The organism is Vreelandella olivaria (assembly GCF_023507745.1).
Taxonomy (GTDB): Bacteria; Pseudomonadota; Gammaproteobacteria; order Pseudomonadales; family Halomonadaceae; genus Vreelandella; species Vreelandella olivaria_A.
Genome location: NZ_JALPZO010000034.1, coordinates 20,804 through 34,042, shown reverse-complemented (window position 1 = coordinate 34,042; position 13,239 = coordinate 20,804). Strand labels below are relative to the sequence as shown.

Genomic DNA, 13,239 nt, shown 5'->3' with positions numbered 1-13,239 from the left:
GCATGAAATCAGCGTCATCTCGACGTGGCCCGCGTCCAGCCATCCGTACGCCGGATGGCCTGGATCAAGTGTATGGCATACACGCGCTTGAGAGCCTGCTGGAACGGGGAGAAACGCCTCGTGAGCTATGGGTACAGCAAGGAGCAGGTAGCCGTCTGAAGGATGTGATAAGTAGCGTTCAGGCGCGGGGCACACGGATCAAAGAGCAGCCGCGGGATCTGTTGGACCAGCTTACCCAGGGGGCTGCCCACCAGGGTGTAGTGGCATTTTGCCCACCGCTAACGCCGGAAGGCGAAGAGTCACTGTGGCTTAAGCTGCGCGCTTGGCAAGCTCCTGTGCCACCGCTTTTGCTGGTATTGGACGGGGTAACCGATGTGCATAACTTTGGTGCCTGCCTGCGCAGTGCCGACGCTGCCGGTGCCCATGGGGTGATTGTGGCGAAGGATAAAGCGGCGCCGCTGAACGCCACTGTTCGTAAAGTGGCTTGCGGTGCTGCCGAAGTGGTACCGGTATACCAGGTAACCAACCTTGCCCGTACATTAGCCAAGCTAAAGGATGCCGGCGTTTGGATTACCGGGACTGCCGGTGAGGCTGAGGCTAGCGTGTTTGACATTGATCTGACAGGCCCCACGGCACTGGTGATGGGTGCAGAAGGGAAGGGAATGCGCCGCCTGACCCGTGAGGCTTGTGATAACTTGGCCAGGCTGCCCATGGCGGGTCAGGTCTCCAGCCTGAATGTTTCGGTGGCGACCGGTATCTGTTTGTTTGAGGCCGTTCGGCAGCGACAGCTTGCAAGTTAAGACACCTCCCACTAAAATGCTTGCGCCCGTTTATCTATAAGCGGGCGTTGGTATTGGTTGATAGCCAATACAAAAACAGTTCTGCTTAATGTCCTGGTGTGCATTATCGCATGCGGTATGCAAGGGCATTTCAGTTAACTCCTTGCTTCCCTGTCGTCTAGCGCGTTTGCGTAAACACACAACGGAAGCTGCCAAACCGCAAGGAGATTCCATGCGTCATTACGAAATCGTGTTTATGGTCCATCCGGATCAGAGCGAGCAAGTGCCGGCTATGGTCGAGCGCTACACAAGCATCGTTACCGAAAACGGTGGCACTGTGCATCGTCTGGAAGATTGGGGCCGTCGTCACCTGGCTTACCCGATCAACAAGATCCACAAGGCCCACTACGTGCTGATGAACGTTGAGTGCACCGGTGAGACTCTCGAAGAGATCGAGAACATCTTCCGTTTCAACGACGCCATCATCCGCAGCCTGGTTGTTCGCTGCAAGGAAGCGATTACTGAAGCTTCCCCGATGATGAAGCCGGCAGAAGAAAAGCGTCCGCGTCGCGAAGAAAAGCCTCGCGCTGAAGCTGAAGAAACTGCCTGATTCCATCCACTGCACGTTTTAAGGAGCTAGTCCATGGCACGTTTTTTCCGTCGCCGCAAGTTTTGCCGCTTCACCGCTGAAGGCGTCAAGCAGATCGATTATAAAGATCTGGATACGCTGAAGGCTTACATTACCGAGACCGGCAAGATCGTTCCAAGCCGCATCACCGGCACCAAAGCACGCTATCAGCGTCAGTTGGCGACTGCTATCAAGCGTTCGCGCTACCTGGCGTTGCTACCCTACTCCGATAGCCACCAGTAAGCGTTTAACGTGATGCTGGCACTAGCAAGATGGCTGATGCGGGGCACGCCCTACGCTGCAGGCGGGGCGGCGCTGGCAACGCTAGTGCCTTGGCTGTTCTGGTTGGGAACAGCCATTGCGGCGTTAGTGACATTACGCAAAGGGTTTGCCCCTGCGCTACCCGTCATTATCGCAGCCGCGCTACCGGCAGGTTTTTGGTGGGCGCAGGGAGACGTTATTCCGTTGGCCAGCGTACTGCTGGTGACACTGATGGCGGTCATTCTGCGCGAAAGGATGCGTTGGAGCGAAGCTTTGATCGTGGGTGCATTGGCAGCCGCGGTCATGGTACAGCTTGGTATCTTTATCCCCCCCGGTGGAACACAGCTGATGCTGGAGCAGCTACGAGAGAGTTCGGCTGAAGTCGATCGCATGCTGACCGAGTTTGCTAACCAGGGGTATGACACCCAAACCCTGGCCGCGGTAGTGGTAGGTGGGGTAACGGGGCTTGTAGTGCTTCTGGCCGGCATTGCATGTCTGGCTCTTGCGCGAAGCTGGCAGGCTGGGCTTTATAACCCCGGTGGCTTCCGTGAGGAGTTTCATGCGTTGCGCTTAACCCCTAGAGAGCTGGCTGTTTTAGTGGTGCTTGGGGTGGTTGGAATGATGCTGGGAGCCCATGCCCTGGCGATGCTTGGCTGGATTCCGCTATTGGTTGCTGGCGTTGCGTTAGTGCACGGGTTTATTGGATTAAAGGGGATGAACGGGCTGTGGCTGGTAGCATTTTATGTGCTGCTGATCACGACCTGGCCCACGATTCTCATTGTGCTGCTGTTGGGGCTGATTGACACATTCGCGAACGTTCGCGCACGCCTTGCCCGCAGCAATTGACAAGAGGTTTACGAGATGGAAGTCATTCTGCTCGACAACATTGGTAAGCTGGGCGGCCTGGGTGACAAGGTCACTGTTAAGCCTGGTTATGGTCGTAACTACCTGGTGCCTTACGGCTTTGCCGTACCGGCCACCAAAGAAAACGTTGAAGCGTTTGAAGTGCAACGCGCTGAGCTTGAAGCGCAAGCGGCAGAGCGTAAAGCAGAAGCCCAGGCACGTGCTGAGCAGCTGAACGACATCGAGCTGTCGTTGGTTTCTAAAGCGGGTGACGAAGGCAAGCTGTTCGGTTCTATCGGTCCGCGTGATCTGGCTGACGCGATTTCCTCTGCTGGCATTGAAGTTGCCAAGAGCGAAGTGCGTATGCCGCAGGGTCCGATTCGCCAAACTGGCGAATACGACATCGACCTTCACCTGCACGCAGAAGTGGACGCCGTTGTACGCGTGGTAGTCGTCGCAGAGTAATTGCTCTCGATAACGCTGACGCCTCAAAGGGCGCGGGTATTCCCGCGCCCTTTGTTTTTTTACTGATTGTCTTTTACAGACTGCCGGCTTGTTGTTGGCCGATCACCTGGCTGAACAGGGTGGTAACGCAGCGCTATTGAAAAGCGCCAGCCACTGATAAGCCGGTTGTTTTGAATACCGCTTAGTATGGGTATGCTGCTAGTGGAATGGCTAGGGTTGCCCCGTTAAGATAGTCAGCCTTGTGGGTTACGCTTTATTTTGAAGGAGCTTGCTATGCAGGATTTGCCTGCTGCCGATCAGGAAACGGCAGCGCTAAAGCTGCCGCCGCACTCGCTGGAAGCGGAGCAGTCGGTGTTAGGCGGGCTAATGCTGGATAATCAAGCCTGGGACAATGTCTCTGAGCGCTTGGTGGCCGACGATTTTTACCGCTATGAACATCGTCTTGTGTTCAATGTGATGATCCATTTGGCTGAATCAGGGCAACCTCTGGATGTAATCACGCTCTCAGAAGCGCTAGAGGCCCGTGATCAACTGGATACGGTGGGAGGTTTGGCGTTTCTGGCTGAACTGGCCCGTAATACGCCGTCTGCCAGTAATATCCGTGCTTATGCCGATATTGTGCGTGAGCGGGCAACGCTGCGGAAGTTAATTCGTGCCGCCAACCAAATTGCTGAGGGTGCTTTTTCCCCCCAGGGGCGTCCCGCCGATGAGCTGCTTAATGAGGCTGAGCGGTTGGTCTTTCAGATCGCGGAGGAGCGCCCTAAAACCGGTGGCCCTATCGGTATGAGCGAACTGCTCACCAAGGCTGTTGATCGGATTGATGAACTGTTTAACCTAAAAGGCGAGATGACTGGGCTTTCCACTGGGTTCCGCGACCTGGATGAAATGACCTCCGGGCTTCAGCCATCTGATCTTGTGATCATTGCTGGCCGTCCCTCAATGGGTAAAACCACCTTTGCCATGAATCTGGTAGAGCACGCGGTCATTGCCAGCGACAAACCGGTTATGGTGTTCTCCATGGAGATGCCCGCTGAATCTCTTATGCTGCGTGTGCTGTCGTCGCTGGGGCGTATTGATCAAACTCGGGTGCGTTCCGGGCAGTTGGAGGACGAGGATTGGCCAAGGCTCACATCTGCCGTCAATTTGCTGAAAGATAAACAGTTGTTTATTGATGATACCGCTGCGCTTTCACCTAATGAGATGCGTTCACGCCTACGCCGGGTGGTACGTGAGCACGGTAATCTGGCATTGATCATGATTGACTATCTACAACTGATGCAGATCCCTGGGTTTTCCGAGAATCGTACTGGAGAAATTTCGGAGATATCCCGCTCGTTAAAAGGGTTGGCGAAAGAGTTTAATTGCCCGGTGGTTGCACTATCCCAGCTTAACCGCTCTTTGGAGCAGCGTCCCAACAAGCGCCCGGTCATGTCGGATCTACGTGAATCCGGAGCGATCGAACAGGATGCGGATGTTATCGCCTTCGTCTACCGTGATGAAGTATATAACCCGGATAACCCGGATAATCAGGGGATCGCGGAGTTGATTATCGGTAAACAGCGTAACGGTCCTATCGGAACGGTACATATGGCATTTATAGGTAAATATACCCGATTTGAAGATTTAGCGCCCGATAGCTATGGCGAGGCGTTTGGCGATTAGCCTGAGCGTAAGCGGGGGCTTGTATAGTGCCCATCCTTTTCGAAATGGATAGACAGGAGTAGCAAATGGCAGGTGGTTTTAGACGTGGTAACCGCAAACGTCTTCCCAAGCTGGAAGGGCGTGGGGAGCTACAGTCACTGGAGCGGGAGGGGCCTTTTAAAGAGTGGTTGGGCATGCCCGATCTCTATCGTTACTTCCTGGTGGTTGAAGGTGAAAAATACAGCTATCAAACAGAAGATGCAGAACTGCCAGTAGCAGTAGGGGATAAAGTTGTCTTTCGCTACAAGGAGACAAAGGCGGGTAATTGGATTGACCGAAACTCGCTTGGCAAAGCCATCGACCCTTCCGAATATCAATAGCGCGACAGACAAGTTGACTTTTTGGTCAGGAACTCTTCTGTTAAGTTGTCGTCTTAGGCGGTTAGTGCCAAGGTAATAGTACTGTCATGGGGTGGCGTCATGCTATTCCCATGACGATGACCAATAACAGGAGGGATCCATGGAACTGAATGCTCTTAAGCAGTTCGTATCAAGCCACGATAATTTTGAAATTCGTGTTATCACCCATTCGGGCAGTCGTTTTTATCAAATGGAACTTGAAGATGTTGAAGGCGAACGTCATATGCTGACGCAGCGTGGTAAACCTATGCTGTTTCGTTCGCTGGATGATGTCTATCTGGAGTTAAAGCGTGCGGGTATTCACCGTGCCTATCTGGTTCAGCATGTGCCGCAGGATGAAGTGATTGGCCGTGATGCACATTACAGTGAGCCGCTAACCTCGCGCATGCCGCTGGTATTTTAACCGCGCATTGATTGTAGTTGCGCTTACACTGACCTTTACATTGCATTTCCCCCACCACTGCCCAGGGCGTATGCCGCAAGGGGCTAAAAGACAGCCTGGGTTGATTGCTTAACACAGGCGTCCAGGCCAAGCTGCCGGTTGCCCAGTACTGAAAAAGGGCGCGCTGGCACTTGTACCGTTATATCACTTTCCCGCAATGCCCTATAGATTCCGTTGCCGTTCTGGGTGGCCCTGTGATTACTTCCCCCGACAAAATGCCGCATGGCGCCATGGTAAGGCCAATCTTCTGTATAAGATAAAGCCGTAGCGAACGGCGGTGAGTAGTGGGTTATTGATGTGCTTGGTTATGTGTTTGCCTGTAGTTATACAAATGGTGCTGATAGTATAACTTTATGCCGCAACACTGGTGAAAAGTGTTAAGATTTTGCGATTAAAAGCAGTTTATTAGGAGTGGACGTGATGACCGATAGTGCTGTGAAGGAGCTTTTCGGTGAGGGCCATTTGGCTCACGCGCCGAGTGATCATCCTGCCGTGCCGTGTGCCAAAGTGGGAGTGGTGCTGGCCAACCTGGGGACACCGGATGCTACCGACTACTGGTCCATGCGTCGTTACCTTAATGAATTCCTTTCCGACAAGCGGGTGGTGGACTACGCCAGTTGGAAATGGCAGCCGCTGCTGCAACTGGTTATCTTGACCAAGCGTCCGTTTTCGTCAGGCCGTGCCTACAAAAGTATTTGGAACAACGAGCAAAATGAGAGCCCACTGCTGACGATTACCCGTGCCCAAACCCAGAAAATGGCTGAGCGCTTAAAAGCGCTTTACGGGGGCAGTGTTGAGGTCGATTTCTGTATGCGTTACGGTAACCCTTCTACCGAAAGTGTGTTAACTCGTATGAAGGAGAAGGGGTGCGAGAGAATCGTATTTTTCCCGTTATACCCCCAGTACGGTTCACCCACCACCGCCACAGCAAATGACCAGGCGTTCCGAACGCTGATGAAGATGAAGTGGCAGCCTTATATTCGTACCGTGCCTGCTTATTTTGAGCATCCAGCCTATATTCAGGCGCTGACCAACTCCGTACAGGAAGCATATAGTGGCTTGAAAACACGGCCATCGAAACTGGTCGCCAGTTATCACGGTGTGCCTGAGCGCTACCTGAGGGAGGGGGACCCCTATTACTGCCAATGCCAAAAAACCACACGGTTGCTGCGTGAAACGCTTGGCTTTAGTAAAGAGGAGGTGGATACCGCTTTTCAATCACAATTTGGCCCCGAACAATGGGTAGGGCCTCAAACCGTTGACCATGTGGCTGAACTGGCCAAGCAGGGCCATAAACATATCGCTATTTTATCACCCGCATTTTCATCTGATTGTGTTGAAACCCTGGAAGAGATCAAGGAGGAGATTCACGATAGCTTTATGGAAGCGGGTGGTGAGACATTTAGCTATATTCCCTGCCTGAATGACCGTGACGATCATATCGATGCATTATTAGCGGTGGTTAACAATGAGCTATCAGGTTGGCTGTAGATGCAGAACACCTTCATGATGTAATGCGTATCGCGATTGCCGGGAAGACGTTTCCTGGCTGTTAGAAAGGGTTCGCCTAGAAACCCATTCGTTCATGTTATAAGGTTTACAACTTTAGAATCACATTTATTCAACGCTAGCATGATCTTGGCGTGCACGTCAGCTGCCGCCTGGCAGTCCAAGTGGCTGGTCAAGTATGCGCTAATGGAAAGTTCTTGCTTGTTCAGTGGGAATGTAACTCAGGAGATATCGCTAGATGCAACTCGCCGTGTTAATGGGGTTTGTGTTGGCCGCATCGTCGCCATTGCTTAACCGTTGGTTTGGCCACCGGGCAAGCCTTGTGCTGGCGCTGTTTCCGGCCTTGATAGCCGCTTGGTTGGTTAGCCAGGCCCCCGCTGTATTCAATAACGGGCCGTTGCTGTTGGAATGGCAGTGGGTACCTTCGCTGGGCATTAGCCTGTCCTTTATGCTGGATGGGCTATCGTTGCTATTTGGTCTGTTGATTACTGTCATTGGCGCCTGTGTGCTGATTTATGCCGGTGGGTACTTGAAAGGGCATGTGGATATTGCGCGCTTTCACTTAGCGCTCATCGCCTTTATGGTTTCCATGCTTGGCCTGGTGCTGGCGGATGGGCTGCTAACCCTCTTTGTCTTCTGGGAACTTACCAGTATTACGTCATATCTGTTGATTGGTTTTAATCACACCGACATTGAAGCACGCAAATCTGCACGGCAGGGGCTGTTTGTCACTGTCGCCGGTGGACTTGCTCTAATGGCTGGGCTGGTACTGTTAGGGGTGGCCAGTGGCAGTTGGTCATTTTCTGAAATTGGTCAGATGGAGAGCGATCTGCGGGAGCATGCGCTATATACACCGATGCTGCTCTGCCTGCTTATTGGTGCCTTTACCAAGTCAGCACAGTTTCCTTTTCACTTTTGGCTGCCCAATGCCATGGCAGCCCCAACGCCTGTATCTGCCTATCTCCACTCGGCGACTATGGTAAAAGCGGGTATTTACCTGCTGGCACGCTTGCAGCCAGAATTGGGCGGTACAACGTTATGGGTGGGTATCCTCTCCGTAGTGGGGGCGACCACCATGCTCACGGGCGCGTTTCTGGCAATTCATCATACCAATATCAAAAAGCTGCTGGCTTACTCCACCATTATGGCGTTAGGTACCTTGACCATGCTGGTGGGTATTGGCACTGATTATGCCATGACAGCGTTTGTCACTTTCCTGCTCGGCCACTCCATGTATAAAGGCGCGCTATTTATGGTGGCGGGTATTCTTGACCATGAAACCGGTACCAAAGATGTGACCGCCATGGGAGGGCTGCGACCGCTTATGCCGATAACGGCAGCCATCGCCATGATTGCAGCGCTATCGTTGGCGGGGGTGCCGCCGTTATTCGGTTTTATCGGTAAAGAGCTCATGCTGGAAGCGGTACTGGGAGCGGATGGTTTTAGAGCATTACTGATACTGTTTGCCTTTTCATCTGCCATTCTGACGATTGCCGTCGCGGCCATCATTGCCGTAAGGCCATTTTACGGCCAGCGCCACGAAACACCTAAAACGCCTCATGAGGCTCCCTTTAGTATGCTGCTGGGGCCGGGCCTGTTGGCGTTTGGCTCGCTCTCATTGGGACTGTTACCTGCCATGCTGGGGGGGGATGCACTATTGTCCGCCGCAGCGACAGCTGTATCCGGCCAACCGCTGGCGGTGTCTCTGTCGCTTTGGCACGGCATTAATGCAGCGCTGATTATGTCGATTGTCAGTATTGCCTTGGGTTTCTTGCTGTTTAAGCACTGGGATAATGTTCGTGCGAAGCTCTCTCTGCTGGCTCCTGTCATGCGCCACGGCCCAGAAGCCGGCTATGAAGGCTTGATGAATGGCACGGTACGCTTCTCTGAGTGGCAAACGCGCCTGCTCCAGAATGGCTATATGCGCAACTATATCCTCGTTATGCTGGTTGTTTTGATTGCGCTAATTGGCAATTCAATCCTTGTGCGTCATACGCCTCAGCTCTCTTTCGTGGTGGATGTTCGTTTCCATGAACTGATTGTTGTTGGCACCATGGCAATGGGGGCGCTATTTGCCACGATATCCCGGTCACGTTTAGCGTCCGTCGTCTCTGTCGGTATCATGGGCTTCTCCATAGCCCTGATCTTTATTCTCTTTAGTGCTCCTGACCTGGGTATCACCCAATTGCTGGTGGAAACCCTGACCGTCATCCTGCTGGTATTGGTGCTCTTCCGCCTGCCGCGTTTCTCTAACCTGTCCACTAGCCTGGAGCGCATCCGGGATGGTTCTGTTGCCGCTACTATGGGGGTGTTGATATTCCTGCTGATCATGACGGGATGGAGTATTGATCAGTTTGAGTCAATCTCCACGTATATGGTGGAAAACAGTGCGCCTTTGGCCCATGGCCGCAATATCGTTAACGTCATTCTGGTGGATTATCGTGCTCTCGACACGTTAGGTGAAATGTTTGTGCTCGCACTGGCAGCGATTGGTGTGATTGCGATGCTGAAGTTGCGGCATGACGCGTCAGGCGACAGCAAAGCCAGCGAAAGTGACAAAAACAGCGCTAAGGAGCCGTACGATGGTTAAGTCAGGCACCATTATTCTCAACACGGCGGCGCGCTTTTTGATGCCGTTACAGCTTATGTTTTCAGTTTTTTTGCTGCTACGCGGCCACGATGAACCGGGTGGTGGTTTTATTGCTGGGTTGGTGGCGGCAGGTGCCTTCACTCTCTATCTGTTTGCCTTCGGGGTAAGTGCCACTAAAGAAGTGTTAAGAATGATTGACCCCCGGGACTTGATTGGCGCAGGGCTACTGTTTGGTATGGTCTCTGTGGTTCCAGCGTGGTTTGTGGGGCAGCCCTTTCTGACAGCTCAGTGGTGGACTATCCCTGTTATCGACTTTAAAGCCTCTACGCCTCTTATTTTTGATGTAGGCGTTTATTTAGCGGTTCTTGGTTCAGTCATGGGTATGGTGATGGCCTTGATGGAGGTGGATAAGGATGAACCTTAAGTTAACAGGAGGCCAGTTATGGAACCAATAATGGCATTGGCGATTGGGCTGTTGTACGCCACCGCCATTTTTATGATGCTGCGCCGCTCAATCGTAAAGTTAGTGATCGGATTACTGTTGTTATCCAATGGGGCGAACCTGCTGATCTTTACCACTGCGGGGATGACGAGGGGCGCGCCACCCCTCATCCCGGAAGGCGCAATGCAACCTTTGGGAGAGGTGGCAGATCCGCTGCCCCAGGCGGTGGTCCTAACGGCCATCGTTATTGCCTTTGGGGTGCTGGCCTTTGCAGTGGTATTGATTCGCCGTGCCTATGAGATTGTTAAGGCAGATGATTTGGACAAGATGAAGGATACCGACACGTGAGGCCTGAAGTTGCACTTCCCGTCTTATTGCCGCTGCTTTCTGGAACCATCTCACTGCTTTTCTGGCGCTCTCGTCCTATGCAGCGCTTTGTGGCAGTGGCGGGCAACGTAGCCCTGCTGGTCGTTAGTCTATGGCTGTTTATTGCCGTTCTGTCTGACGGCTATGTCACCATGCAGATGGGCAGTTGGCCGGCACCGTTTGGCATTACGCTGATTGCGGATATGCTGAGTGCCGTCATGATACTGCTAACGGGCATTATTGGTTTGGCCATGGGAATTTACTCCCTTGCCTCCACTGGCCGTGGTCATGAAAAGTTCGGCTACTACCCACTGATGCATTTGCTGTTGGCGGGGGTGGCCGGTGCATTCTTGACCGGCGATATTTTTAACCTCTATGTATGGTTTGAGGTCATGCTGGTGGCCTCTTTTGCCCTATTGATCCTTGGTGGTGAACGTGCGCAGATGGAAGGTGCCATCAAATATGTGACCTTGAATCTGCTGGCGTCGGTTATCTTCCTTACCGCCGTTGGCTTACTGTACGGCACGGTTGGCACGCTCAATATGGCGGATATTGCTTTGCGCCTGGATGCCGCTGAGCATAGCGGTATGGTGGAAGTATTGGCGGTGATGTTTATGGTGGCATTTGGCATCAAAGCTGCTGCATTTCCACTCTTTTTCTGGCTACCTGCGTCTTATCACACACCACCCGTTGCGGTGTCGGCCCTGTTTGCTGGCTTGTTAACCAAGGTTGGCGTCTACTCGCTGTTCCGTGTGTTTACGCTGATGTTTGATCAAACAATGGGATATCTGCAGGACATTATGCTGTGGGGGGCCGTGTTTACCATGGTGACGGGTGTACTGGGTGCCGCTGCCCAGTATGAGTTCAGGCGTATTCTCTCTTTTCACATCGTTAGTCAGATTGGTTACATGATTTTGGGATTGGCGCTTTACACGCCACTTGCCATTGCCGGTGGTGTATTTGCCATCATGCATAACATTGTGGTGAAAACGAATCTGTTCCTCATCAGTGGTATCACTCACCGCCTGCAAGGTACCTACCAACTTAAAAAGATGGGAGGGCTATACCGGGAGCGGCCCTGGCTAGCGGTGGCCTTCTTTATTTCTGCGTTTTCATTGGCGGGGATTCCCCCCTTGTCAGGCTTTTTTGCCAAGTTCGTTTTAGTGCGGGCGGGTCTGGAGGCGGAAGCCTATGTGGCCACCGGGATTGCATTGGCGGTTGGGCTGATGACGCTCTACTCGATGGTAAAAATTTGGAACGAGGTATTCTGGAAAGCATTGCCTGAAGATAACCATGTGCCTGCATCGCAAACGCCAGTGGGGGATGATGGCCGGTTGTTGAAACCAAGCCTGTGGATGATGTATCTGCCAGTTATTGTGCTGGCCATGATGTCGCTGCTGATAGGTATCTTTGCGGAGCCCATTATGTATGTGATGACCCTTATCGGTGATCAGCTTATGACCCCCTCAAACTATATTGAAGCAGTGTTGGGAGCTTCTACCAGCGCTGAGGCAGCGCTGCTGGAGCCCGTTGAGCTTTCGTCGGAGCTGGCAGGTGACAGCCTGGAGGAGGCCCCATGACCGGTGCAATTTGGAATCTTTTATTGGGGTTGGCCTGGGTACTGCTCAGCGGGGACTTCTCCGGGCTGAACCTCCTGGTGGGCATGGTGTTTGGCTATATCGCACTGGTGCTCATTGAGCCTCAGGTGGGCGCACTACAAGGCTATCCCGCACGCTTACCGCGTATTATTGGTTTTATTGGCTTCTTTATCAAAGAGTTGGTACAAGCCAATTTGCGTGTTGCGTTCGATATTCTGACCCCTCCCTGGCATATGAAACCAGGGGTAATTGCACTGCCGCTTTCGGCACGCACGGAAATGGAAATCACCATGGTGGCCAATTTGATATCGCTGACGCCAGGAACCTTGAGTCTGGATGTTTCGGATGATCGTAAAGTGCTGTACATCCATGCCATGTTCCTTGATGACGAAGATGAGTTACGGCGTAGCCTGAAAGAGATGGAGCATCGTGCACTGGAGTTATTTCGTTGATGGATACCGTCATTTTAATTAGTCAGGTCATAATGGGGCTGGCGCTTGTTCTCACCTTCGTACGTGTTGTGCGAGGTCCAAGTCTGCCTGATCGGGTAGTCGCTTTAGAGCTTTTCTCAACGACTGTTGTCGGTATGGTTGGGGTGTACGCTATCCAGTCCGGTGTGGCGAGCTTTCTTGACGCTGCCATTGTGATTGCGCTGATGGGGTTCTTGGCCGCGATTGGCTTTGCACGCTTTTTGGAACGCGGGGGGCCGCGGGATGATTGAATTTATTAAAGGCACTTTGTTAATTACAGGGGCGCTGTTTGTTTTGCTGGCTGCCATTGGCCTGCTGCGCTTGCCTGATCTATTAACGCGTATGCATGCTACCACCAAGGCGGCAGCACTGGGGGTTATCCTGATTATGCTTGCATCGGCTATGCATTTTGCGGAGGTAGGCATTGTCGCGCGCTCCTTTGCGATTATTGTCTTTATCTTGATGACAGCTCCTGTGGCTGCCCATGTGATTGGGCGTGCAGGATACTTTGTTGGCTCGCGGTTATGGAGTGGCACAGTGAAGGATGAGCTGCGTCCAAATTACGACCCGCTGACTCATGAGCTGAAAAGTGGTCTTGAAACCCATGAAAATGCCAAACGTCATCCACGGGATACTGATCCGGACTGATCGCGTTAAGCATGCAGGGCCAGTTTCTAAAGCCATTCCAGATTTGAATGGCTTTTTCTATGGGTAGGCATAACGAGTAAAAGCAGAACACGCTGTTGTCGGTGGTTCTGATGCATGACCATGGGGAGGGCTGGCATC

16 protein-coding genes are annotated in these 13,239 nt (G+C 52.7%); all 16 read left to right on the top strand.

The features are described 5' to 3' along the window. Positions 1 to 2: 2 nt before the first annotated feature. The gene (rlmB, locus tag HP566_RS02865) at positions 3 to 800 is read left to right on the top strand and encodes a 23S rRNA (guanosine(2251)-2'-O)-methyltransferase RlmB (protein WP_249975759.1); all 798 of its coding nucleotides are present in this window, start codon (positions 3 to 5) and stop codon (positions 798 to 800) included. A 211-nt stretch (positions 801 to 1,011) separates the two neighbouring features. Beyond that, positions 1,012 to 1,389 carry a 30S ribosomal protein S6 gene (gene rpsF, locus HP566_RS02860; RefSeq protein ID WP_249975758.1) on the top strand — a complete coding sequence of 126 codons (378 nt, stop codon included), beginning with the start codon at positions 1,012 to 1,014 and terminating at the stop codon, positions 1,387 to 1,389. 33 nt (positions 1,390 to 1,422) lie between these two features. Beyond that, positions 1,423 to 1,650: a 30S ribosomal protein S18 gene (gene rpsR, locus HP566_RS02855; RefSeq protein WP_009097135.1), complete on the top strand. Its 228-nt coding sequence runs from the start codon at positions 1,423 to 1,425 to the stop codon at positions 1,648 to 1,650. A 12-nt stretch (positions 1,651 to 1,662) separates the two neighbouring features. After that, complete coding sequence (locus HP566_RS02850; RefSeq protein WP_249975812.1) at positions 1,663 to 2,514, top strand: hypothetical protein; 852 nt, start codon at positions 1,663 to 1,665, stop codon at positions 2,512 to 2,514. Between the two features lie 15 nt (positions 2,515 to 2,529). Next, positions 2,530 to 2,976 (top strand): 50S ribosomal protein L9, encoded by a 447-nt coding sequence (gene rplI, locus HP566_RS02845; RefSeq protein ID WP_249975757.1) that lies wholly within the window; start codon positions 2,530 to 2,532, stop codon positions 2,974 to 2,976. A 273-nt stretch (positions 2,977 to 3,249) separates the two neighbouring features. Next, entirely contained in the window at positions 3,250 to 4,638 is a 1,389-nt protein-coding gene (gene dnaB, locus HP566_RS02840; protein WP_249975756.1) for a replicative DNA helicase, read from the top strand. Positions 4,639 to 4,703: 65 nt separating this feature from the next. Next, positions 4,704 to 4,997 (top strand): hypothetical protein, encoded by a 294-nt coding sequence (locus tag HP566_RS02835; RefSeq protein ID WP_249975755.1) that lies wholly within the window; start codon positions 4,704 to 4,706, stop codon positions 4,995 to 4,997. Between the two features lie 139 nt (positions 4,998 to 5,136). After that, on the top strand, positions 5,137 to 5,439 hold the full coding sequence (locus tag HP566_RS02830) for a DUF6482 family protein (protein WP_249975754.1): 303 nt from the start codon (positions 5,137 to 5,139) through the stop codon (positions 5,437 to 5,439). A 459-nt stretch (positions 5,440 to 5,898) separates the two neighbouring features. Then, entirely contained in the window at positions 5,899 to 6,969 is a 1,071-nt protein-coding gene (gene hemH / locus HP566_RS02825) for a ferrochelatase (RefSeq protein ID WP_249975753.1), read from the top strand. Between the two features lie 256 nt (positions 6,970 to 7,225). Further along, the gene (locus tag HP566_RS02820) at positions 7,226 to 9,577 is read left to right on the top strand and encodes a putative monovalent cation/H+ antiporter subunit A (RefSeq protein ID WP_249975752.1); all 2,352 of its coding nucleotides are present in this window, start codon (positions 7,226 to 7,228) and stop codon (positions 9,575 to 9,577) included. After that, positions 9,570 to 10,001, top strand: a complete 432-nt coding sequence (locus HP566_RS02815; protein ID WP_249975751.1) for a Na+/H+ antiporter subunit B — start codon at positions 9,570 to 9,572, stop codon at positions 9,999 to 10,001. The genes HP566_RS02820 and HP566_RS02815 overlap by 8 nt, the downstream gene beginning before the upstream one ends. Before the next feature lie 18 nt (positions 10,002 to 10,019). After that, positions 10,020 to 10,367: a Na+/H+ antiporter subunit C gene (locus tag HP566_RS02810; protein ID WP_249975750.1), complete on the top strand. Its 348-nt coding sequence runs from the start codon at positions 10,020 to 10,022 to the stop codon at positions 10,365 to 10,367. Next, positions 10,364 to 11,965, top strand: a complete 1,602-nt coding sequence (locus HP566_RS02805; protein ID WP_249975749.1) for a Na+/H+ antiporter subunit D — start codon at positions 10,364 to 10,366, stop codon at positions 11,963 to 11,965. The genes HP566_RS02810 and HP566_RS02805 overlap by 4 nt, the downstream gene beginning before the upstream one ends. Continuing rightward, the gene (locus HP566_RS02800) at positions 11,962 to 12,435 is read left to right on the top strand and encodes a Na+/H+ antiporter subunit E (protein ID WP_249975748.1); all 474 of its coding nucleotides are present in this window, start codon (positions 11,962 to 11,964) and stop codon (positions 12,433 to 12,435) included. Before HP566_RS02805 ends, HP566_RS02800 begins: the two co-directional genes overlap by 4 nt. Next, a complete protein-coding gene (locus HP566_RS02795; RefSeq protein ID WP_249975747.1) occupies positions 12,435 to 12,704 on the top strand; it encodes a monovalent cation/H+ antiporter complex subunit F in 270 nt (89 codons plus the stop codon). Before HP566_RS02800 ends, HP566_RS02795 begins: the two co-directional genes overlap by 1 nt. Further along, positions 12,697 to 13,101, top strand: coding sequence for a monovalent cation/H(+) antiporter subunit G (gene mnhG / locus HP566_RS02790; protein WP_249975746.1), 405 nt, complete (start codon positions 12,697 to 12,699; stop codon positions 13,099 to 13,101). Before HP566_RS02795 ends, mnhG begins: the two co-directional genes overlap by 8 nt. Positions 13,102 to 13,239 lie beyond the last annotated feature (138 nt).